The sequence below is a fragment of the Pseudomonas capeferrum genome, from assembly GCF_000731675.1.
Lineage (GTDB): Bacteria > Pseudomonadota > Gammaproteobacteria > Pseudomonadales > Pseudomonadaceae > Aquipseudomonas > Aquipseudomonas capeferrum.
In genome coordinates this window covers 2,342,393-2,364,249 of sequence record NZ_JMIT01000001.1, presented here as the reverse complement: position 1 = coordinate 2,364,249, position 21,857 = coordinate 2,342,393, and the positions used below count along the sequence as shown (strand labels likewise).

17 protein-coding genes are annotated in these 21,857 nt (G+C 62.5%); 5 read left to right on the top strand and 12 right to left on the bottom strand.

The window, feature by feature from the left end:
* Positions 1–13: 13 nt before the first annotated feature.
* From PC358_RS10525 to puuE, 7 genes are all read right to left on the bottom strand, one after another.
* Entirely contained in the window at positions 14–796 is a 783-nt protein-coding gene (locus PC358_RS10525) for an outer membrane protein OmpK (RefSeq protein ID WP_027592962.1), read from the bottom strand.
* A 352-nt stretch (positions 797–1,148) separates the two neighbouring features.
* Positions 1,149–1,934, bottom strand: a complete 786-nt coding sequence (locus PC358_RS10520; RefSeq protein ID WP_033699387.1) for an outer membrane protein OmpK — start codon at positions 1,932–1,934, stop codon at positions 1,149–1,151.
* A gap of 142 nt (positions 1,935–2,076) precedes the next feature.
* Positions 2,077–3,432, bottom strand: a complete 1,356-nt coding sequence (locus tag PC358_RS10515; protein ID WP_033699386.1) for a nucleobase:cation symporter-2 family protein — start codon at positions 3,430–3,432, stop codon at positions 2,077–2,079.
* A gap of 158 nt (positions 3,433–3,590) precedes the next feature.
* Complete coding sequence (locus tag PC358_RS10510) at positions 3,591–4,919, bottom strand: urate hydroxylase PuuD (protein ID WP_033699385.1); 1,329 nt, start codon at positions 4,917–4,919, stop codon at positions 3,591–3,593.
* Positions 4,920–4,962: 43 nt separating this feature from the next.
* Complete coding sequence (locus PC358_RS10505) at positions 4,963–5,466, bottom strand: ureidoglycolate lyase (protein ID WP_027592958.1); 504 nt, start codon at positions 5,464–5,466, stop codon at positions 4,963–4,965.
* A 61-nt stretch (positions 5,467–5,527) separates the two neighbouring features.
* Entirely contained in the window at positions 5,528–6,043 is a 516-nt protein-coding gene (uraD, locus tag PC358_RS10500) for a 2-oxo-4-hydroxy-4-carboxy-5-ureidoimidazoline decarboxylase (RefSeq protein ID WP_033699383.1), read from the bottom strand.
* Positions 6,043–6,969: an allantoinase PuuE gene (gene puuE, locus PC358_RS10495; RefSeq protein ID WP_019471481.1), complete on the bottom strand. Its 927-nt coding sequence runs from the start codon at positions 6,967–6,969 to the stop codon at positions 6,043–6,045. Before puuE ends, uraD begins: the two co-directional genes overlap by 1 nt.
* Before the next feature lie 377 nt (positions 6,970–7,346).
* Between puuE and uraH the strand changes: the two genes are divergently transcribed.
* Entirely contained in the window at positions 7,347–7,700 is a 354-nt protein-coding gene (uraH, locus tag PC358_RS10490; RefSeq protein WP_008091641.1) for a hydroxyisourate hydrolase, read from the top strand.
* Positions 7,701–7,881: 181 nt separating this feature from the next.
* On the opposite strand, the gene PC358_RS10485 is transcribed toward uraH, so the two are convergent.
* Entirely contained in the window at positions 7,882–9,231 is a 1,350-nt protein-coding gene (locus PC358_RS10485; protein WP_033699381.1) for an NCS2 family permease, read from the bottom strand.
* A 353-nt stretch (positions 9,232–9,584) separates the two neighbouring features.
* On the opposite strand from PC358_RS10485, the gene PC358_RS10480 reads away from it, so the two are divergent.
* Entirely contained in the window at positions 9,585–10,340 is a 756-nt protein-coding gene (locus PC358_RS10480; RefSeq protein WP_033699380.1) for a GntR family transcriptional regulator, read from the top strand.
* A gap of 151 nt (positions 10,341–10,491) precedes the next feature.
* Positions 10,492–11,190, top strand: a complete 699-nt coding sequence (gene aqpZ, locus PC358_RS10475; protein WP_033699378.1) for an aquaporin Z — start codon at positions 10,492–10,494, stop codon at positions 11,188–11,190.
* Here aqpZ and guaD read toward each other — a convergent pair.
* The 4 genes from guaD to xdhA form a co-directional block, all read right to left on the bottom strand.
* On the bottom strand, positions 11,187–12,491 hold the full coding sequence (gene guaD, locus PC358_RS10470) for a guanine deaminase (RefSeq protein ID WP_033699377.1): 1,305 nt from the start codon (positions 12,489–12,491) through the stop codon (positions 11,187–11,189). The two genes, aqpZ and guaD, sit on opposite strands and share 4 nt — an antisense overlap.
* A 10-nt stretch (positions 12,492–12,501) precedes the next feature.
* Positions 12,502–13,347 carry a xanthine dehydrogenase accessory protein XdhC gene (xdhC, locus tag PC358_RS10465; protein ID WP_033699376.1) on the bottom strand — a complete coding sequence of 282 codons (846 nt, stop codon included), beginning with the start codon at positions 13,345–13,347 and terminating at the stop codon, positions 12,502–12,504.
* A gap of 173 nt (positions 13,348–13,520) precedes the next feature.
* Positions 13,521–15,920 (bottom strand): xanthine dehydrogenase molybdopterin binding subunit, encoded by a 2,400-nt coding sequence (gene xdhB, locus PC358_RS10460; protein WP_033699375.1) that lies wholly within the window; start codon positions 15,918–15,920, stop codon positions 13,521–13,523.
* The gene (gene xdhA / locus PC358_RS10455) at positions 15,913–17,367 is read right to left on the bottom strand and encodes a xanthine dehydrogenase small subunit (protein WP_033699373.1); all 1,455 of its coding nucleotides are present in this window, start codon (positions 17,365–17,367) and stop codon (positions 15,913–15,915) included. Before xdhA ends, xdhB begins: the two co-directional genes overlap by 8 nt.
* Before the next feature lie 267 nt (positions 17,368–17,634).
* On the opposite strand from xdhA, the gene PC358_RS10450 reads away from it, so the two are divergent.
* Positions 17,635–18,294, top strand: coding sequence for a GntR family transcriptional regulator (locus tag PC358_RS10450; RefSeq protein WP_033699372.1), 660 nt, complete (start codon positions 17,635–17,637; stop codon positions 18,292–18,294).
* A gap of 2 nt (positions 18,295–18,296) precedes the next feature.
* A complete protein-coding gene (smc, locus tag PC358_RS10445; RefSeq protein WP_033699370.1) occupies positions 18,297–21,785 on the top strand; it encodes a chromosome segregation protein SMC in 3,489 nt (1,162 codons plus the stop codon).
* Positions 21,786–21,857 lie beyond the last annotated feature (72 nt).

Genomic DNA, 21,857 nt, shown 5'->3' with positions numbered 1-21,857 from the left:
GTGGTCTTTCAGGTCAGAAGTGAACCTTGACCAGGAAGCTCGCCGTATTCTGGTCGGTCGTGAAGGCATCGCTGTCCTTGATGCCGTACTTGTTCTTCCAGTAGTCGTACTCAAAACCTACGTACAGCTGCTTCTCACCCAGGTGCAACGCCTTGCCCAGGTCATATTTGACCTGCGGGTTGAAGTGCAGGTTGGCCTGGTAGGTACCGCGACGGTTCTCGTCGTTGTCCACCACCCAGTCCATGAAACCGTCGATGAGGATGTCGGACGAGCCCACAGGGATGGTGTACGACCACACCGGGGTAATCTGCCAGACGTTGTCACCCGCACGGCTGCCGTCGGTGGTGCGCTGGTAGAAGTTCAGCTGGAAGTAGTCGAAGCCCGGGATGTCCAGGTCGAAGCCAGGGCCGATCAGGTAAGACTCGGTATCCCCCTCGCCAAACTCGTAGGTCATCGCCAACAGCACGTCCTTGACCGGGCCGAACGCCAGCTTCTGGTCGAAGATCTTGCCAAACGACAGGCGCGGGCTGATTTCACCGTAGTAGGTGTTGGGGCCGTTCCCGGCGTCTTTCTTGCCCTGGTAGAAGATCTTGTCGACGAAGATGAAGTTGTCGCCGTACTTCCAGCCATCGGCATGCTCGAACGTCACCGTCTGCTGGATCTCGGGGTTGACCTTGAAGTTCTTGCCCCACAGGTAGGTGAGGCTGTTGTTCTGCCACTGCAGCAGGTCGCCGCCGAAGGTGGTGCCGCAGGCCAGCAGGCCGCCGGCGAGGATCAGGCTGTTGATGGTACGCATTGCGAGTGTCGCTCCCTTGATTGATCTGTTGTCAGCGCTCGTTGTTGGCGCTTTTTTGTCTTTTGAGTCAGCTTTTTTCGATAGGCCACAGCTGTTTGGCAAGAGCTGCGCCAACTTTTCGGGGCTGGCACAACCTTCCTGCTCGACTACGTTCTGAACGGATGAAAAGGGTTTTTCAGGCTGGCAATACGTTGGCCAACCGCCCGAATTCATTGACTGAGCGGTCAGTAAACGCAGGCAGAATCCGTTCTGCCCTGAGCGAGGGGGCGCGCAGATTACTGGCTTGCGCGCCGGTCCTCAAGTGCCCCGTCCTGGAGCGCTGTGAAACAAACTTGTGCGTTTGGTCAGTTTCTTAGAAATGGACTTTGACCAGGGCGCTGGCGACGCTCTGATTACTGTCCACGTTGCCACGGCTGTCGATGCCGTACTTGTCCTTCCAGTAGCTGTATTCAAAGCCTACGTACAACTGCTTGGCGCCCAGGTTCAGGGCCTTACCCAGGTCATACTTGACCTGTGGGTTGAACTGCAGGTTGGCGTGGTAGGTGCCGCGACGGGTCTGGTCGTTGTCCACCACCCAGTCCATGTAACCGTCGATCAGGATGTCGGAGCGGCCCACGGGGATGGTGTAGGACCACGCCGGGGTGATCTGCCAGACGTTGTCCCCAGGGCGGCTGCCCTCGGTGTTGCGCACGTAGAAGTTCAAGGTGAAATAGTTGAAGCCGGGGACGGCCAGATCGAAACCGGGGCCGATCAGGTAGGCCTCGTTGTCGCCTTCGCCACGCTCGTAGGTCATGGCGATCAGCACGTCCTTGATCGGGCCGAACTCGAATTTGTGGCCGGTCATCTTGCCAAGCGACAGGCGCGGGCTGAATTCACCGTAGTAGGTGGTCACGCCTTTGCCGGGGTCGGCCTTGCCGTTGTAGAAAATCTTGTCGACGAACATGAAGGTGTCGCCGTACTTCCATTTGTTGGCGTGCTCGAACGTGATGGTCTGCTGGATACCAGGGTTGACCTTGAAGTCCTTGCCGTACAGGTAGGTCAGGCTTTCGCCGTGCCATTGCAGCCATTCGCCTGCATGCGAGGGGAGGGTGGCCAGCAGGCTGCTGCCCAACAACAGGGACGAGGTGATGCGCTTCATGTTGTGATTCCCGGACTTATTGTTTTTGTTGGCGGTGTTTTTAGCGCGCAGGGGCGCCCCGAGCGGCCCATTCCGGCGGGCCGACGGTGTAGCGGTTACTGCGGGTGTGAGTGAGGGGCGGCCAATGCGCCGCCCCTCGGGCTCAATGCTGGTGACAGGCGTCGTTATGCGCTGCGCGGTCGGCGCCACCGAGGATGTTGAACAACACGTTCAACACCAGGGCGCTGACCGTGGCCATGGCGATGCCACTGTGGGTGATCGGTTCCATCCACTGCGGCATCTGCGCGAAGAAATCCGGGCGCACCACGGGGATCAGCCCGAAACCGACGCTCACCGCCACCAGCAACTGGTTGCGACGGTCGCCGATGTCCGCTTCCTGAAGAATCTTGATCCCGGTGGCGGTGACCATGCCGAACATGGCAATGGACGCGCCGCCCAGTACCGCAGGCGGGATCGAGGCAATCAGGTAGGCCGCCTTGGGCAGCAGGCTGAGCATGATCAACAGCGCACCGGCCACCACGGTAACGTAGCGGCAGCGTACCCCGGTCATCTGCACCAGGCCGATGTTCTGGGCGAACGAGGAGTGGGTGAAGGTGTTGAAGAAGCCCGCGATGAACGACGCGCCGGCATCGCACAGCAGGCCGCGACGCAGCATGCCGGGGGTGACTTCACGATCGGTCACCTTGCCCAGGGCGAGGAACATGCCCGTGGACTCGACGAAGATGATCACCACCACCAGGCACATCGACAGGATCGGCGCCAGGCTGAAGGTCGGCATGCCGAAGTGCAGTGGGGTCACCACTTGCAGCCACGGTGCCTGGCTCAGGCCAGACAGGTCGACCATGCCGATGGAGCCGGCCAGGATGTAACCCAGGCCCATGCCCACCAGCACCGAAACGTTGACCCAGAAGCCGCGCATGAAGCGGTTGATCAACAGGATCACGGCCAGCACCAGGCCCGCGACCATCAGGTAGATGGGCGAACCGAAGGCTTCTGCCTCATGGCCGCCACCGGCCCAGTTGACCGCAACCGGGAATAGCGACAGGCCGATCGAGGTGATCACGGTACCGGTAACCAGGGGCGGGAAGAAGCGCACGACTTTGGACATGAAGGGCGCGATCAGCATGCCGAAGAACCCGGCGGCGATGGTCGCGCCGAAGATCCCCTGCAAGCCCACGCCGGGCATGCCGGCCATGGCCACCATGCTGCCGACGGCAGCGAAGCTGGCACCCATCATCACCGGCATGCGGATCCCTACCGGGCCGATACCGAACGACTGGATGATGGTGGCGACGCCTGCGACCAGCAGGTCGGCGTTGATCAGGAAGGCAACTTCTTCACGGGACAATCCAGCAGCCTGGCCAATGATCAAAGGCACGGCAATCGCGCCTCCGTACATCAGCAGTACATGTTGCAGGCCTACCAGAATCAGTTGGAACAGGGGCAGAGGCTGACGCGGCGGCGCAACAGGGATGTACGCCTTGCGTGACTCGGACATGCAGCACCTCGAGTTTTGTTTTTATTCTCGGATCCAAGCGGCAAGCTCCAAGCGGCAAGCTTCAAGAAGAAGCTTGGTGATCCGCGTTGGAGCTTGACGCTCGATGCTTGCTTGTTACCTACGACTTACAGCTTGAGGCTTGAAGCTTGCGGCTTCTATCAGTTGACCTGGGCGCCTTTGGCGATCCAGTCACCAACGAGCTTGCGCTCTTCGGTGGTCATCTGGGTGATGTTGCCCAGCGGCATGATCTGGCTGGCGACCGCTTGCGCCTGAATGCGCGCGGCCTGGGCCTGGATCTGCTGCGGGGTGTCGAACATCACGCCAGCAGGGGCGGCGCTGAACAGTGGGCTGGTCGGTTTCGACGAGTGGCACACGGTGCAGCGTTCCTGGATGACATTGTGGATCTTGTCGAAGTCGCCACCACCGGCCTGGGCAGCGGCCTGGGCCGGTGCTTGCGCAGGTGCGGCTGGCGCTTGCGCAGCCTTGGCGGCGTCCTCGGCGCGCTGCTCGGCAGCGGTCTTGCCACCGACAGCAGTTGCAGGCAGCGGCTGGTACTCGATCTTCGCTGCGGCTTGCTCAGGGCTTACGGCCATCGGTTTCGGGCCGGTGACGTAGGCCAGGCAGATCATCGCCAGGGCGCCTACCGGCAGGGTCCAGGCGTACTTGTTGCTGTCGTGGCGGGTGTTGAAGTAGTGGCGGATCAGAACCGCGGCTACTGCGATACCGGCCAGGATCAGCCAGTTGTACTGGCTACCGTAGGTGCTCGGGAAATGGTTGCTGATCATGATGAACAGCACCGGCAGGGTGAAGTAGTTGTTGTGGCGCGAGCGCAGCAGCCCCTTGGCCGGCAGGCGCGGGTCCGGGGTGGTGTTGCTCTCGATCGCGGCCACCAGCTGGCGCTGGGCCGGCATGATGATGCGGAACACGTTGCCGACCATGATGGTGCCGATGATCGCGCCGGTGTGCAGGTATGCGCCACGGCCGCTGAACACCAGGCTGAAGCCCCAGCAGGCGGCGATGATCAGCACGAACAGCACACCACCGAGCAGCGCTGGCTTCTTGCCCAGGGGCGAGTCGCACAGGAAGTCGTAGATGAACCAGCCAGCGATCAGCGAACCGATACCGATGGCCACGCCTTCGGCACCGCTCAGGGTGCTGCCAGGGGCCAGCAGGTACAGGGCCGGGTTCCAGTAGAACACCACGCACAGCAGGGCGATACCGGACATCCAGGTGAAGTAGGCTTCCCATTTGAACCAGTGCAGGTTCTCGGGCATTTTCGGGGGTGCGAGTTTGTATTTCTCCAGGTGGTAGATACCACCGCCGTGAATCGCCCAGAGATCACCCGACAACCCATCGCGCGGGTTGCTTCGGTTCAGGTGGTTCTCCAGCCAGACGAAGTAGAACGATGCACCGATCCAGGCGACACCGGTGATCATGTGAACCCAGCGAATGCTCAGGTTCAGCCATTCGTGAAGGTGTGCTTCCACAGTATGTACCTCTGCCAATCACCTTGCGATGATCGACCTTTTCTTATTGGTGGGGATTGAGGATCAGCATCTGTTCCTCGGTGAAGTAATGCTCATCGCAGTTGTTGCCAGAACCACTGCGATCAACCACCAGGAAATCATCCCGCTTTTCGATCGTCAGCACCGGGTGGTGCCAGACGCCGCGATGGTAATTGATGCCCTGCCTGCCGTTACTGCGGAAGGCGCGGACCAAACCTGATACAGGTGCATCGCCAACGGGCGCGACCACGATCAGAAAGGGGTTGCCGAGCAGCGGGATGAAAGCCTGGCTGCCCAGCGGATGGCGTTCCAGCATGCGTACGGTCAGCGGCATGTCCAGCGCGTCGGCGCGGAAGATGCTGATGATCGCTTTGTCTTCAGGCTCGGCGGTCTCGACCGTGGCGAGCTTGTGAAAGCGCATGGTCGAGCCGTTGTTGATCATGAAGTGGTCACTGCCATCGGTTTCGATCACGTCACCGAACGGGGCGAAGGCTTCTTTGGTCAGGGGCTCGATCATCAGGGTGCGCATGCGGTTATCTCTTCTATGTTCGTTATTCTTGAAAGGGCTCTAACGTTCGTTGCAGCGGTAATTACAGCTGCAGCAGACGGAACAGGGCGATCAGGTTGATCTGCGCCAGGGCTTCCTTGAATTCGGCATCGCTGTCGTTGTGGATGCGTTTTTCGAAAGCGGCGAGGATCTGGTGCCGGTTGCTGCCCTTGACCGCCATGATGAACGGGAACTGGAACTTGGCCTTGTAGGCGTCGTTGAGCTCGGTGAAACGGGCGAACTCTTCGGCGGTGCACTGGTGGATACCGGCGCCGGCCTGCTCGTTGGTGCTCGATTCGGTCAGCTCGCCTTGGATGGCCGCTTTGCCAGCCAGGTCCGGGTGAGCGTTGATCAGCGCCAACTGGTCGGCGTGGCTGGCGCTGAGCAGGATGTCGCTCATACGCTGGTGCAGCGCCTCGACCTCGTCCAACTCGATCAGGTTGCCCAGGCCATAGGCTTTTTCAGCGACCCACGGCGAGTGCTCGTAGATATCGGCGAAGGCGGCGACGAATGCGTCACGGCCCAGGGTGGAGGGCTTGAGGGTCTTGAAGGCGGTCATCAGGCGTTCTCTTTCTTGTACGGGTGGGTGGCGTGCCAGTGGCGGGCGATGTCCGCGCGACGGGCGAACCAGACCTGGTCATGGCTCTTGGCGTAGTCGACGAAGCGCTTCAGCGCGGCCAGGCGCGCCGGGCGGCCGACCAGGCGGCAGTGCAGGCCGATGGAGAGCATCTTCGGTGCTTCGGCGCCTTCGGCGTAGAGCACATCGAAGGCGTCCTTGAGGTACTGGAAGAACTGCTCGCCGCAGTTGAAGCCCTGTACCTGGGTGAAGCGCATGTCGTTGGTGTCCAGGGTGTAGGGGATCACCAGGTGCGGCTTGCCGGTCGGGTTGTTCGGCTCCCAGTAGGGCAGGTCGTCGTCGTAGGTGTCGCTGTCATAGAGGAAGCCACCTTCCTCCATCACCAGGCGGCGGGTGTTCGGGCCGGTGCGGCCGGTGTACCAGCCCACCGGGCGTTCGCCGGTCAGTTCGGTGAGGATGCGGATGGCCTCGAGCATGTGCTCGCGCTCCTGCGCTTCATCCATGTTCTGGTAGTCGATCCAGCGGTAGCCGTGGCTGCAGATCTCGTGGCCGGCTTCGGCCATGGCGCGGATCACGTCCGGGTGGCGCTGGGCGGCCATGGCCACGGCGAACACGGTCAGCGGCACGCCGCTGTCCTTGAACAGCTTGAGCAGGCGCCACACGCCGGCACGGCTGCCGTATTCATACAGCGATTCCATGCTCATGTTGCGCTGGCCCTGCAACGGCTGGGCAGCCACCATCTCGGACAGGAAGGCTTCGGACTCTTTGTCACCGTGCAGGATGTTGCGCTCGCCACCTTCTTCGTAGTTCAGGACGAAGGACAGTGCAATGCGGGCGTTGCCCGGCCATTGCGGGTGAGGTGGGTTGTTGCCGTAACCGATCAGGTCGCGAGGATAGTCAGCGCTCACTGCAGTCTTCCTTCTTGTGCGTTAGTGCGGGGGTGGGCGGGCCGCGTCGGGATGTCGCACCACCGGATGGGCTGATTGTATACAACTTCTGAAATCTTTTGTAAGCCTGTTTTTCCGCATTTCTTCCCTTTTGTCGCCTGAGAATCCCTTGCAATAAACCTGCCTGGTTGGTCAGCTAATGACGTGGGTGTCGGCATGGCGTCTGTATTTGCGACTGTATGGCGGCTTTAGGGAGGCGGCGACGGATGGGTTCAAAAAATTGTGTACAATTTGGCGATGGAATGTCTTAATAACGCCATTCCCGCACATCGCAGGCCGTTTGGCGTGATGATGGCCGTGTATTTTTTGCCCACAGATTGAACAAGAGGCGACAAGCAATGGGACGTTTGACCACACACGTACTGGATGCCGCGCATGGCTGCCCGGGCAGCTCGATCAAGGTCGAGCTGTATCGCGTCGAAGGCCAGCAGTTGGAGCTGGTTAACACCGCCCTGACCAACAGCGATGGCCGCGTCGATGCGCCGCTGCTGCAGGGTGACGATTACCGTACCGGCGTTTACCAGCTGCAGTTCAGTGCTGGCGCCTACTACCGTGCTCGCGGCGTACAGCTGCCGGACACGGCGTTTCTGGATGTTGTTGTGCTGCGTTTTGGCATCGACGAGCAGCAGGAGCACTACCACGTGCCGCTGCTGATCTCGCCGTATAGCTATTCGACCTATCGCGGAAGCTAGTTGGTCGCTAGAAGAATCTTCGTAGGTCCTTTGGCCCGCTCTCACACTGGCGGGCTTTTTTTCGTCTGGCGGAAAGTGATGGGGGGCGGCTTGGATGTTGTAGTGGCCATGAGATCGAGCGCCGCGGGGGCGGCGCTTGATCTTGAATGCACTGAAACTCTAAAGCCGGGTAATCAATGACTTAAAGGAACACGAACTTGGCAATGAAGATCGCGCACAGCACCCAGAGGCTGGCCGAGATTTCCTTGTACTTGCCAGTGCCCGCCTTCAATGCCACATAGGTGATGAAGCCCAGGGCAATACCGTCGGCGACCGAGAAGGTCAGCGGCATCATGATCACCGTGACGATCGCCGGAATGCTGTCGGTGGCTTCGTCCCAGTGGATATGCGCCATGCTGCCCATCATCAGCATGGCCACGTAGATCAATGCACCCGCAGTGGCATAAGCCGGAATCATCCCGGCCAGCGGCGCGAAGAACATCGCTGCAATGAACAGCAGCCCCACCACCACAGCTGTCAGGCCAGTCCGGCCACCGGCGGCCACGCCTGCGGCACTTTCTACATAGCTGGTGACCGGCGGCACGCCGACCACCGCGCCGAATACGCTGGACGCACTGTCTGCTTTCAACGCCCGTGACAGGTTTTCGATACGCCCATCAGGCGCCACCAGGTTGGCCCGTTGTGCCACGCCCATCAGGGTGCCGGCGGTGTCGAACATGTGCACGAAGAGGAATGCCAGCACCACGCTGATCATGCTGACGTTGAACACGCCGGCGACATCCATGGCCATCCAGGTCGGCGTCAGGCTCGGTGGCATCGATACCACCCCGCCAAACTTCACCAGGCCAAGCCCCCAGCCGGCGAGGGTGACGCCGATGATGCTGATCAGGATCGCGCCGAATACCCGTTTGTAGCTGAGGATGGCAATCGACAGGAAGCACACCGCCGCCAGCAGTGGGCCGGGTTCATGCAGCGAGCCCAGCTTGATCAGCGTGGCCGGGCTGTCGACGATGATACCTGCGGTCTTCAGGCCGATCAGTCCGAGAAACAATCCGACGCCGGCCCCCATCGCATGGCGCAGGCTCAACGGGATGCTGTTGAGCAGCCACTCGCGCACCTTCGACAAGGTCAGGAACATGAACAGCACGCCCGAGACGAATACCGCGCCCAGTGCCGTTTCCCAGTTGTAGCCCATGGTGCCGACCACGGTGTAGGTGAAGAAGGCGTTCAGGCCCATGCCGGGCGCCAGGCCCACCGGCCAGTTGGCGTACAGGCCCATCAGCAGGCAGCCCAGCGCTGCGGCGATGCAGGTGGCGACGAAGGCCGCGCCGTGGTCGATGCCGGCGTCGGCCATGATGTTGGGGTTGACGAAGATGATGTAGGCCATGGTGATGAAGGTGGTCACCCCGGCAATCATTTCGGTTTTGACGGTGCTGCCGTGTTGCTTGAGTTTGAAAATCCGTTCCAGCCAGCTCGTTTCGAGCGGTGGGGCGAGATCCAGCGTAGGGGCTTCGGATTTGCGGCTTTCCACAGCGGGTACTCCTCAAGTCTTTCTTGTTGTGTCGGAGCCATTGTCCTGCGCATGCACTTGGCGGCTCCGCGAGGGGAAGGCAGACGCCTGACCATTTTGTTGACTTATGGGTCAGGAAGTCGCACGGTGGATTATGCTTTTGTGTACAAAGAATGCAAATAATGTTTTATCTTTTGTGCGCACAAATGCGCGTACAACGGCTATATATGTGAAAGGCCACCTGCAGAAACGGGTCAGCCTGTGTACAATGGCGCCATACCTTGGTCCTTCATCCCTTTTCAGGACTTGCCAGCCACCCTCTGACACGCGTTACAGTCAAGGTCCGACTGGTGGATCCACGTGCTCGAGTGCCCATGAACGAACAGCTGCAACCTCTGAAAAAACCTGTGCGCACTGGCAAGGCCGGGCGCAGTGGTACCCAGGACGACATCGTCTACGCGCATATTTTCGAGGCGATCCTCGAACAGCGTCTGGCTCCGGGCACCAAGTTGAGCGAGGAAGCGCTGGGCGAGATCTTCGGCGTCAGCCGCACCATCATCCGCCGCGCCCTGTCGCGCCTGGCCCACGAAAGCGTGGTGCTGTTGCGGCCCAACCGCGGTGCGGTGGTGGCCAGCCCGACGGTTGAAGAGGCGCGCCAGGTGTTCTTCTCGCGGCGCATGGTCGAACGCGCGATCACCGAACTGGCCGTGGAGCACGCCACCCTCGACCAGCTCAACGAGCTGCGGCAGATGGTGCGCGAGGAGCGCGACAGCTTCTCCCGCGGCGATCGGGGTGCGGGTATCCGTCTTTCTGGCGAATTCCACCTCAAGCTGGCCGAAGCGGCGGGCAATGCGCCCCTGGTCAGCTTCCAGCGCAGCCTGGTGTCGCAGACCTCGCTGATCATTGCCCAGTATGAAAGCGGCAACCGCTCGCATTGCTCCTATGACGAGCACATGCAGCTGATCGATGCCATCGAAGCGCGTGACGCCGAGCAGGCGGTGAGCTTGATGATGCACCACATGGACCACATCGACAGCAAGCTGAACCTGGACGAGGAGAGTGCTTCGGACGATCTGCATGCGGTGTTCTCGCACCTGCTGAAAAAGCCAAAGGTTTCGGCCAAGGGTTGATCGTTTGCCTCGGTAGATGTGGGGTTTTGCAGGCGCGGGCTTGCCCGCTCCTACACATCAGCCAAAGGTCTGCTAAATTCTTGTGAGCAAACCTTCATCAAGCAGTTGGGCTTGCGCATTCGTTGCGTTCAACTTCTTGAGGAATGGATTCATGAGCATGTCCCTCGGTAAACGCATGGGTGCCGAATTGATCGGCACCTTCTGGCTGGTCCTTGGTGGCTGCGGCAGTGCGGTACTCGCAGCCAGTTCCCCCCTCGGTATCGGCGTTCTCGGTGTTGCTTTCGCCTTCGGCCTTACAGTGCTGACCATGGCCTTCGCCATCGGCCACATTTCCGGCTGTCATCTAAACCCTGCCGTATCGTTCGGGCTGGTGGTGGGCGGGCGTTTCCCGGCCAAAGAGCTGCTGCCCTACGTGATCGCTCAGGTGATCGGCGCCATCCTGGCTGCGGGTGTGATCTACCTCATCGCCAGCGGCAAGGCCGGTTTCGAGTTGTCTTCGGGATTGGCTTCAAACGGCTACGCCGACCACTCGCCCGGCGGCTACACACTGGGTGCGGGTTTCATCAGTGAAGTGGTGATGACGGCGATGTTCCTGGTGGTAATCATGGGCGCCACCGACTCCCGCGCCCCAGCAGGTTTCGCGCCGATTGCCATCGGCCTGGCCCTGACCCTGATCCACCTGATCTCCATTCCGGTGACCAATACTTCGGTCAACCCCGCGCGTAGCACGGGGCCGGCACTGTTCGTCGGTGGCTGGGCCCTGCAGCAGCTGTGGCTGTTCTGGCTGGCGCCGCTGATCGGGGCTGCGATCGGCGGCGCGTTGTACCGGGGCCTGGCGAAAGAACCTTAGCGCTGGTGCACGCAACGCCCGGCGGCGTAGGTTTCCCGCACGGTGCGGTCATCGCCCAGGGTGGTGAGCACGAACAGGGTCTCTTCGATGCTGTTGGACTGCTGGATACGGTAGTCCAGCAGCGGCGTAGCCTTGTAGTCGAGCACGACGAAGTCGGCATCGTTGCCGGGGCGCAGGCTGCCGATGCGATCGTCCAGGCGCAGTGCGCGGGCGCCGCCGAGGGTGGCCAGGTACAGCGACTTGTAGGGGTGCAGGCGCGCGCCCTGCAACTGCATGACCTTGTACGCCTCGTTGAGGGTGTTGAGCAGCGAGAAGCTGGTGCCAGCGCCCACGTCGGTGCCCAGGCCCACGTTGACCTTGAAGCGCTCGGCCTGGGGCAGGTTGAACAGGCCGCTACCGAGGAACAGGTTGGACGTCGGGCAGAAGGCCACGGCCGAACCGGTTTCGGCCAGGCGCTGGCACTCGTCGTCGCACAGGTGCACGCCATGGGCGAACACCGAGCGCTCGCCGAGCAGCTCGAAGTGGTCGTACACGTCCAGGTAGCCCTTCTGCTCCGGGAACAGTGACTTGACCCAGTCGATTTCCTTGAGGTTTTCGGACAGGTGCGTGTGCATGTACACGCCTGGGTGCTCCTTGAGCAACTGGCCAGCGAGTGTCAGTTGCTCTGGCGTGCTGGTCGGTGCGAAACGTGGGGTCACTGCGTAGTGCAGGCGGCCCTTGCCGTGCCAGCGTTCGATCAATGCCTTGCTTTCGCTGTAACCGGACTCGGCCGTGTCAGTCAGGTAGTCAGGGGCATTGCGGTCCATCATCACCTTGCCGGCGATCATCCGCAGGTCGAGGCGCTCGGCTTCTTCGAACAAGGCGTTGACCGACTCCGGGTGCACGCTGCCAAACACCAGGGCGGTGGTAGTGCCGTTGCGCAGCAGTTCCTTGAGGAAGATTTTCGCGACCTGGTCGGCATGGCCCTTGTCGGCGAACTGTTTCTCGCACGGGAAGGTGTAGGTGTTGAGCCAGTCCAGCAGCTGTTCGCCGTACGAGCCGATCATGCCGGTCTGTGGGAAGTGGATGTGGGTATCGATGAAGCCTGGGGTGATCAACGCATCCTGGTAATGCACCACTTCGATGCCGGCATCCAGGGTCGGCAGCAGGTCGCTGGCGTGGCCGAGGGCGCTGATGCGGCCATCGTCGACCACCAGCAGGCCGTCTTCGTAGTAAGCGTGGGAGGCGTCAAGGCCGACTTCGGCCGGGTCGGCGATGCTGTGCAGGATGGCGGCACGGTAGGCTTTGCGGGTTGCGGTCATAAAGCGCTCGTCAAATGGCTTGGCTGCGCCGGGAGGGCGGCAGCAACTGGGCAATGGGGCCGGCGTTGGCGGCAGCGTCATGCTGGCCGAAGCAGGCGTTGTAGGTGGCAATGATTTCGCCGGCGATGGACACGGCGATCTCGATCGGCAGCTTGCCCTTGACCTCGGCAATGCCCATCGGGCAGCGCATGCGCGCCACGACGGCATCATCGAAGCCGCGCTCGCGCAGGCGGTGCTCGAACTTGGCCCGTTTGGTCTTCGAGCCGATCAGGCCGAACCAGGTGAAATCATTGCGTTTGAGAATGGCGGCGGTCAGTTCCAGGTCGAGCTGGTGGTTGTGGGTCATGACGATGCAGTAGCTGCCGGCTGGCAGGTCGGCCACTTCGTCGACGGGCTCCTCGTTGACCACCTTGGTCACCCCGTTGGGGATGAGCTCGGGAAATTCCTGTTCGCGCGAATCGATCCAGCGCACCCGGCAGGGCAACGCGGCGAGCAAGGGTACCAGAGCGCGGCCGACATGGCCCGCGCCGAACACCGCGATCTGCGCCTGCACGGCGGCCATTGGCTCGAACAGCAGCACGGTCACGCCGCCGCAGCACTGGCCGAGGCTTGCACCCAGGCTGAAGCGCTCCAGGTGCGGGGTGGTGCGCTGGTCTTCGAGCATTTGCCGGGCGATATGCAGGGCCTTGTATTCCAGGTGGCCGCCGCCGATGGTATCGAACAGCGCGGTGGCGCTGACGACCATTTTCGAGCCGGCGTTACGCGGGGTAGAGCCGCGTTCCTCGATGATGGTCACCAGCACGCAGCGTTCACCGCGGGACTGGTGGTCGGCGAGGGCGTTGATCCATTGGTGCATGATCCAACCTCTCTTCTGTCTACGCGGGCCTTGTGTAGGAGCGGCCTTACGTCGCGAAAGGGCTGCGCAGCGGCCCCAGGATTTCAGCTTCGCTGCTGAGCTGGCTGGGGCCGCTTCGCGCCCCTTTCGCGACGCAAGGCCGCTCCTACACACACACCCAACGGAGCGCAGGGTCAGTGGCTAACGGTTTCCAGCTCCTGCGATGCAGGCTGCGCGGCGGCCACCGCCTTGCGCATCTGCTCGCAACCCCACAACACCCGCTCTGGCGTTGCCGGGGCATCAACCTGGGGTTGCAGGCGATAGTCGGCAATGCTGGCCACGGCGTCCTTGATCGCGCACCAGGCGGCGATGCCAAGCATGAATGGCGGCTCGCCCACGGCCTTGGAATGGAACACCGTGTCTTCCGGGTTCTTGCGGTTTTCCACCAGCTTCACGCGCAGGTCCAGCGGCATGTCGGCTACCGCCGGCACTTTGTAGCTGGCCGGGCCGTTGGTCATCAACTTGCCCTTGGCATTCCACACCAGCTCCTCGGTGGTCAGCCAGCCCATGCCCTGGATGAAACCGCCTTCCACCTGGCCGATATCGATGGCCGGGTTCAGCGAGGCGCCGACGTCATGCAGGATGTCGGCGCGCAGCATCTTGTACTCGCCCGTCAGGGTGTCGACGACCACTTCCACGCAGGCTGCACCGAAGGCGAAGTAGTAGAACGGCCGACCGCGAGCCTGGCTGCGGTCGTAGAAAATCTTCGGCGTGCGGTAGAAGCCAGTGCTCGACAGCGACACTTGGGCAAAGTACGCCTGCTGCACCAGTTGCTCGAAGCTGACGATCTGCTCACGCACGCGCACATGGCCGTTGCGGAACTCGACGTCTTCCTCGGTCACCTGGTAATGCCGTGCGGCGAACTCGGTCAGGCGCTTCTTGAGGATTTCGGCGGCGTTCTGCGCGGCCTTGCCGTTCAGGTCGGCGCCGCTGGAAGCCGCGGTAGGCGAGGTGTTGGGGACCTTGTCGGTGTTGGTGGCGGTGATCTGGATGCGGTCGAAGTCGACCTGGAAAATCTGCGCCACCACCTGCGCCACCTTGGTGTTCAGGCCCTGGCCCATCTCGGTGCCGCCGTGGTTCAGGTGGATACTGCCGTCGGTGTAGATGTGGATCAGCGCACCGGCCTGGTTGAGGAAGGTGGCGGTGAACGAGATACCGAACTTGACCGGGGTCAGCGCCAGGCCCTTCTTGAGAATCGGGCTGTTGGCATTGAAGCGGCGAATCGACTCGCGCCGCTCGGCGTAATCGCTGCTGGCCTCAAGCTCGGCGGTCATCTCTTCGAGCATGTTGTGCTCGACGGTCTGGTAGTAGTGGGTAACGTTGCGGTCGGTCTTGCCGTAGTAGTTGGCCTTGCGCACCGCCAGCGGGTCGCGGCCCAGGTGGCGGGCGATATGGTCCATCACCTGCTCGATGGCGACCATGCCCTGCGGGCCGCCAAAGCCGCGGTAGGCGGTGTTGGAGGCGGTGTTGGTCTTGCAGCGGTGGCCATGCACGGTGGCATCGCCCAGGTAGTAGGCGTTGTCGGAGTGGAACATGGCGCGGTCGACGATCGAGCCGGACAGGTCGGGCGAGTAGCCGCAGTTGCCGGCCAGGTCGAAATTGATGCCGTGCAGGCGGCCAGTGTCATCGAAGCCCACGTCGTACTCGACATAGAACGGGTGGCGCTTGCCGGTCATCATCATGTCTTCGACGCGCGGCAGGCGCATCTTGGTTGGCTGGCCGGTCAGGTGCGCAACCACCGCACACAGGCACGCCGGGCTGGCGGCTTGGGTTTCCTTGCCGCCGAAACCACCGCCCATGCGGCGCATGTCGAGGACGATCTTGTTCATCGGCACGTCCAGCACTTCGGCGACCAGCTTCTGCACTTCGGTGGGGTTTTGCGTGGAGCAGTAGACGATCATGCCGCCGTCCTCGGTCGGCATCACCGAGGAAATGTTGGTTTCCAGGTAGAAGTGCTCCTGGCCGCCGATATGCAGGGTGCCTTGCAGGCGGTGCGGGGCGCTGGCCAGGGCGGCGGCGGAGTCACCGCGCTGGTGGGTGTGGCTGTCGAGCACGAAGTGCTTCTTGCGAAACGCTTCGACCACATCCAGTACCGGCTCCAGGTCTTCGTATTCGATGATGGCCGCCATCGCTGCGCGGCGGGCGGTTTCCAAGTCGCGGGCAGCCACGGCGAGCACCGGCTGGCCGAAGAATTCGACCTTGTCGATGGCCAGCAGCGGGTCGCCGGCCACCACCGGGCCGATGTCCTTGAGGCCAGGGATGTCTTCGTGGGTGATGGCGATGCGTACACCCTCGAAGGCATAGCACGGCGTGGTGTCGACACGCAGGATGCGCGCGTGGGCGCGGTCGGCGGTGCGCGCATAGACGTGCAACTGGTTGGGGAATTCCAGGCGGTCATCGATGTACACCGCTTCGCCGGCCACGTGCTTGTCGGCACTGTCGTGCTTGACGCTGCGGCCGACCCCGGTGGTCAGGTCCTGGCTGAACAGTTCGGCCATCTCGGCCTGGCTCTTGGCTACGTGATGGTTAGACATAAGCGGTCACCCGGGTTTCGATGTGCGGTGTTTGCTGTTCAATGAAGTACTTGCGCAGCAGGTTCTGTGCGGTCAGCAGGCGGTACTCCTTGCTGGCGCGGAAGTCGCTGAGCGGGGTGAAGTCTTCGGCCAGCGCCTGGCAGGCGCGCTCGATGCTGGCCTGGTTCCACGCTTTGCCGCGCAGGGCTGCTTCGCAGGCACGTGCACGTTTTGGAATGGCGGCCATGCCGCCGAAGGCGATCCGAACGCCGCTGACCACACCGTTCTCGATGCTCAGGTTGAACGCTGCGCACACGGCGGAAATGTCGTCGTCCAGGCGCTTGGACACTTTATAGGCGCGGAAGGCCCAGTCATCGCTGGCGCGCGGCACGATGATCTTCTCGATGAACTCGCTGTCCTGGCGCGCGGTGATGCGGTAATCGATGAAGTAGTCTTCCAGCGCCAGGGTGCGCTGGCGTTCGCCCTGGCGCAGCACCACCTGGGCATCCAAGGCAATCAGCAGGGGCGGCGAGTCGCCAATCGGCGAGGCGTTGCCGATATTGCCGCCCAAGGTGCCTTGGTTGCGGATCTGCAACGAGGCAAACCGGTGCAGCAGGCCGCCGAAGTCGGGGTACTCGGCATTGAGCGCTTCATAGCAGTCGGTGAGCGGGGTGGCCGCGCCGATTTCCAGGTGGCTGGCGGTCTTGTCGATGCGCTTGAGCTCGGCCACGTGGCCGACATAGATCATCACCGGGAGCGTCTTGTGGAACTGGGTCACTTCCAGTGCCAGGTCGGTACCACCGGCCAGCAGGCGTGCTTCGGGGTGCGAGCTGTACAGGTCGGCCAGGTCAGCCACGGTCAACGGCACCAGGCAGCGCTTGTCGCCACTGTTGAGCTCGCCGGTCTGGGTCGGCGCGATGGCCTTGAGGCGGCTGATGGTCTGGGCTTGCTGGGCATCGAACTGGTCGCGGCAAGGCTGGCGGCAGCTTTGCTCGGCAGCATCGAGGATCGGCCGGTAGCCGGTGCAGCGGCACAGGTTGCCGGCCAGGGCTTCCTGGGCCAGGTGCAGGTCGGGGCCTTGGCTGTTTTTCTGCAGGGCGAACAGCGACATGACGAAGCCTGGGGTGCAGAAGCCGCATTGCGAACCATGGCAGTCGGCCATGGCTTTTTGCACGCTGTGCAGTTCGCCCTGGTGCTTGAGGCCTTCGACGCTGATCAACTGCTTGCCATGCAGCGAAGACACGAAGGTCAGGCACGAATTGAGGCTGCGGTAGCGCAGGGTGTCCTGGCCCTGGTCGTCCTGGGTCAGTTCGCCGACCACCACGGTGCATGCACCGCAGTCACCACTGGCACAGCCTTCCTTGGTGCCGGGTTTGCCCAGGTGCTCGCGCAGGTATTGCAGCACCGTCATGTTCGGGTCCAGGGCGTGCTCATTACGCAGCTCCTGGTTGACGAGAAACTGGATCACGGGGGTGGCCTCGCAATGGTTTTATTGTTGTTGGGCGGACAATAAGCAGACCTGACGAACTGGTCAATATTTTTCTGACTCAAAGGTCAGGAAAATGCGCATCTCTACACCCGGCCGAACACATTGCCTTTACTACAAGCATAGATCGCGCCGGGCAGGCGGCTGTCTGGCAGGCCAAATAAAGCGCAAGGCCCCTCTGCGCGAGTGCCGGTCAAGTACGCTACAATCCGCCCCTTGTGCCCAGTTCAATGATTTTGAAGGAAAACCATGACGTTCAAGGCCCCGGACAGCCTCTCCGAGCAGATTGCCGATTACCTGGCCGAACGCATCATCCGCGGCGAGCTGGCGCCAGGCGAGCGCATCCAGGAGCAAAAGGTCACCCAGGCGCTGAATGTCAGCCGCGGTTCGGTGCGTGAGGCACTATTGATCCTCGAACGTCGGCATCTGGTCGCGATCTTGCCGCGTCGTGGCGCTCATGTGACCAAGCTGGACGAGCGCAGCGTGCGCAGCCTGTGCAACTTGATGGGCGAGTTCTACATCCTGCTGGGCAACGCCGTTGCACAAAAATGGCGCCTTGAGGCCGACCTGCGCCCGTTTCTGGAGATCCAGCAGCGCCTGCAGCTAGCCCGCGACAAACGGGACATCAAGGTGTTCGTTGCCGAAAGCTTCGCGGTGATGCGGGCGGCCTATCCGTTCGCCGACAACCCTTACCTGCAGGAAACCGTAGAAAACCTGCAGCCGGCCATGAGCCGCGCCTACTACCTGGCCCTGGACCAGCGCCAGGCCAGCACCGACGACTACTTGCAGCTGTTCGCCTGCCTGCTCGAGGCCGTGGTCTCGCGCGACCTGCCGCGCATCCGCGAGGTGCTCACCGCTTACTGCCAGCGCAGCTGTGAACTGGTGCTGGCGGCGTTGGCCCGGGCCTGACCATGCGCCTCAAATGCATTCGCCTGGCCGGGTTCAAGTCGTTCGTCGACCCGACCACGGTCAACTTCCCCAGCAACATGGCGGCCGTGGTCGGCCCCAACGGTTGCGGCAAGTCCAACATCATCGACGCGGTGCGCTGGGTGATGGGCGAGAGCTCGGCGAAAAACCTGCGCGGCGAGTCGATGACCGACGTCATCTTCAACGGTTCCACCAGCCGCAAGCCGGTCAGCCAGGCCAGCATCGAGCTGGTGTTCGACAACAGCGACAACACCCTGGTAGGTGAATACGCGGCCTACGCTGAGATTTCCATCCGCCGCAAGGTGACCCGCGACGCGCAGAACAGCTACTACCTCAACGGCGCCAAATGCCGTCGCCGCGATATCACCGATATCTTCCTCGGCACCGGCCTTGGGCCGCGCAGCTACTCGATCATCGAGCAGGGCATGATCTCCAAACTGATCGAAGCCAAGCCCGAGGAGCTGCGCAACTTCATCGAGGAGGCGGCGGGCATCTCCAAGTACAAGGAGCGCCGTCGCGAGACCGAAAACCGCATCCGCCGCACCCAGGAAAACCTGGCGCGCCTGACCGACCTGCGCGACGAGCTGGAGCGCCAGCTCGAACGCCTGCATCGCCAGGCCCAGGCCGCCGAGAAGTACCGCGAGTACAAGGCCCAGGAACGCCAGCTCAAGGCGCGCCTGTCGGCCCTGCGCTGGCGCGACCTGGACGAACGCGTACGCCAGCGCGAAGCGGTGATCGGCGACCAGGATGTGTCCCACGAGGCCTTGGTGGCCGAGCAGCGTAACGCCGACGCCAGCATCGAGCGCTTGCGCGATGGCCATCACGAATTGTCCGAACGCTTCAACCAGGTCCAAGGCCGCTTCTATTCGGTGGCAGGCGATATCGCCCGGGTCGAGCAGAGCATCCAGCACGGCCAACAGCGCCTGCGCCAATTGCAGGACGACTTCAAGGAAGCCGAGCGCACGCGCCTGGAGACCGAGTCGCACCTGGGCCATGACCGCACCCTGCTGGCTACCCTTGGCGAAGAACTGGCCATGCTGGTGCCTGAGCAGGAAATGACCCTGGCAGCCGCCGAAGAGGCCGCTGCCACCCTCGAAGAAGCCGAGCTGGGCATGCACGGGTGGCAAGAGCAGTGGGACAGCTTCAACACCCGCTCCGCCGAGCCCCGGCGCCAGGCGGAAGTGCAGCAGGCGCGCCTGCAGCAGCTGGAAACCAGCCTGGAGCGCTTGGCGGAGCGCCAGCGCAAGCTGGGTGAAGAACGCGACCTGTTGGGTGCCGAGCCACAGGATGCCGCCCTGCTCGAACTGGCCGAACAGTTGGCCAGTAGCGAAATGCTGCTGGACGAGTTGCAGGTGTCCGAAGAGCAAGTGGTCGAGCGCCTCGAAGGCACGCGCGAGCAGTTGCAGCAGGCCACCCAGGCGCAACAGCAGGCGCAGGGCGACCTGCAGCGTCTGGGTGGTCGCCTGGCATCGTTGGAGGCCTTGCAGCAGGCTGCGCTGGAGCCTGGCGTAGGCGCCGCAGACTGGTTGCGCGAGCAAGGCCTGGCGCAGCGCCCCCGCCTGGCGGAAGGGCTGCGGGTCGAGCCGGGTTGGGAGCTGGCAGTAGAAACGGTGCTTGGCGCCGACCTGCAGGCGGTGCTGGTCGATGATTTCAACAACCTCGATTTCGCCGACCTGGAGCAAGGCGAGTTGCGCTTGCTGCTGGCCGGCGGCGAGGGTGCGCGGCTGGCGGGCAGCCTGCTGGACAAGGTCGAAGGGCGTACCGACCTGACGCCCTGGCTGGGGCAGGTAAAGCCGGTCGATGACCTGGCCCAGGCGCTGGCGCTGCGGGCCACCCTGAATGAAGGGCAAAGCCTGGTCAGCCGTGACGGTTACTGGGTGGGCCGGCATTTTTTGCGGGTCAGCCGAGGTGGCGAAGCCGAAGGCGGGGTGTTGGCCCGCGGCCAGGAAATCGAACGCCTGGGCCAGGAGCAGTTGGAGCAGCAAGCCGCCCTGGAGCATCTTGAGCAACAGCTTCAAGGCCTGCGCGAGCAGCAGTTGGGCTTTGAAGAGCAGCGCGAGCAGTTGCGCCGCCGTACCCAGGAAGAGAGCCGCCAGCATGGCGAGTTCAAGGCCAGCCTGTCGGCCAGCCGTGCCCGTGCCGAGCAAGTCGAATTGCGCCGCCGCCGTCTGCAGGAAGAACTGACCGAACTGCAGGAGCAGCGCGCCCTGGAACACGAGCAACTGGGCGAGGCGCGGCTGGTGCTGCAGGAAGCCCTGGACCTCATGGCCCAGGACACCGAACAGCGCGAGCAGTTGATGGCCCGTCGCGATACCCTGCGCGAAGGCCTCGATCGCGTTCGCCAGGAGGCGCGCCAGCACAAGGACCATGCCCACCAGCTGGCCGTGCGCCTGGGCTCGCTGCGCGCCCAGCATGACTCCACCCGTCAGGCCCTGGAGCGCTTGGAGCAGCAGGCCGCACGCCTGACCGAGCGCCAGGAGCAACTGAGCCTGAACCTGGAGGAGGGCGAAGCACCCCTCGAAGAGTTGCGCCTGAAGCTCGAAGAGCTGCTGGAGCGGCGCATGAGCGTCGACGAGGAAATGCGCCAGGCCCGCCTGCACATGGACGAGGCCGACCGTGCACTGCGCGACGCCGAAAAACGCCGCAGCCAGGCCGAGCAGCAAGCCCAACTGCTGCGCGGCCAGCTGGAGCAGCTGCGTTTGGAGTGCCAGGGCCTGGATGTGCGGCGCAAGACCCTGCAAGAGCAATTGCTGGCCGACGGTTACGACCTGCAAGGCGTGCTTGCCACGCTCGAAGCCGACGACAGCGAACAGGGCACCGAGCAGGCGCTGGAACAGACCGAGGCGCGTATCCAGCGCCTGGGCGCGATCAACCTGGCAGCGATCGAAGAATACGAGCAACAGTCCGAGCGCAAGCGCTACCTGGACGCGCAGAACGCCGACCTGGTCGAAGCGCTGGAGACCCTCGAAAACGTCATCCGCAAGATCGACAAGGAAACCCGCAACCGCTTCAAAGATACCTTTGATCAGATAAATGCTGGATTACAGGCACTTTTTCCAAAAGTTTTCGGTGGTGGCAGCGCTTATCTGGAACTGACGGGCGAAGATCTACTCGATACAGGGGTGACGATCATGGCGCGACCACCGGGCAAGAAGAACAGCACCATCCATTTGCTGTCCGGTGGCGAGAAGGCACTGACCGCCCTGGCGCTGGTGTTTGCCATTTTCAAGTTGAACCCCGCACCGTTCTGCATGCTCGACGAGGTCGATGCGCCGCTGGACGATGCCAACGTCGGGCGTTACGCGCGGCTGGTGAAGGAAATGAGTGAGAGCGTGCAGTTCATCTACATCACGCATAACAAGATTGCCATGGAGATGGCGGATCAATTGATGGGGGTGACCATGCACGAGCCCGGCTGCTCCCGCCTGGTGGCGGTGGATGTGGAGGAGGCGATGGCAATGGTCGACGCCTGATGAGCGAAGATAGGGCACATTCTGTAGTGAAATGGCCCCGTCATGTGCGACAGACGGTGTAAAGTTCTCTTT

What these genes read in the sequence shown, in the direction of transcription:
- PC358_RS10525 (WP_027592962.1), bottom strand. Translation starts at nt 796, where the DNA reads ATGCGTACCATCAACAGCCTGATCCTCGCCGGCGGCCTGCTGGCCTGC.
- PC358_RS10520 (WP_033699387.1), bottom strand. Translation starts at nt 1,934, where the DNA reads ATGAAGCGCATCACCTCGTCCCTGTTGTTGGGCAGCAGCCTGCTGGCC.
- PC358_RS10515 (WP_033699386.1), bottom strand. Translation starts at nt 3,432, where the DNA reads ATGTCCGAGTCACGCAAGGCGTACATCCCTGTTGCGCCGCCGCGTCAG.
- PC358_RS10505 (WP_027592958.1), bottom strand. Translation starts at nt 5,466, where the DNA reads ATGCGCACCCTGATGATCGAGCCCCTGACCAAAGAAGCCTTCGCCCCG.
- uraD (WP_033699383.1), bottom strand. Translation starts at nt 6,043, where the DNA reads ATGACCGCCTTCAAGACCCTCAAGCCCTCCACCCTGGGCCGTGACGCA.
- uraH (WP_008091641.1), top strand. Translation starts at nt 7,347, where the DNA reads ATGGGACGTTTGACCACACACGTACTGGATGCCGCGCATGGCTGCCCG.
- PC358_RS10480 (WP_033699380.1), top strand. Translation starts at nt 9,585, where the DNA reads ATGAACGAACAGCTGCAACCTCTGAAAAAACCTGTGCGCACTGGCAAG.
- aqpZ (WP_033699378.1), top strand. Translation starts at nt 10,492, where the DNA reads ATGAGCATGTCCCTCGGTAAACGCATGGGTGCCGAATTGATCGGCACC.
- guaD (WP_033699377.1), bottom strand. Translation starts at nt 12,491, where the DNA reads ATGACCGCAACCCGCAAAGCCTACCGTGCCGCCATCCTGCACAGCATC.
- xdhC (WP_033699376.1), bottom strand. Translation starts at nt 13,347, where the DNA reads ATGCACCAATGGATCAACGCCCTCGCCGACCACCAGTCCCGCGGTGAA.
- xdhB (WP_033699375.1), bottom strand. Translation starts at nt 15,920, where the DNA reads ATGTCTAACCATCACGTAGCCAAGAGCCAGGCCGAGATGGCCGAACTG.
- PC358_RS10450 (WP_033699372.1), top strand. Translation starts at nt 17,635, where the DNA reads ATGACGTTCAAGGCCCCGGACAGCCTCTCCGAGCAGATTGCCGATTAC.
- smc (WP_033699370.1), top strand. Translation starts at nt 18,297, where the DNA reads ATGCGCCTCAAATGCATTCGCCTGGCCGGGTTCAAGTCGTTCGTCGAC.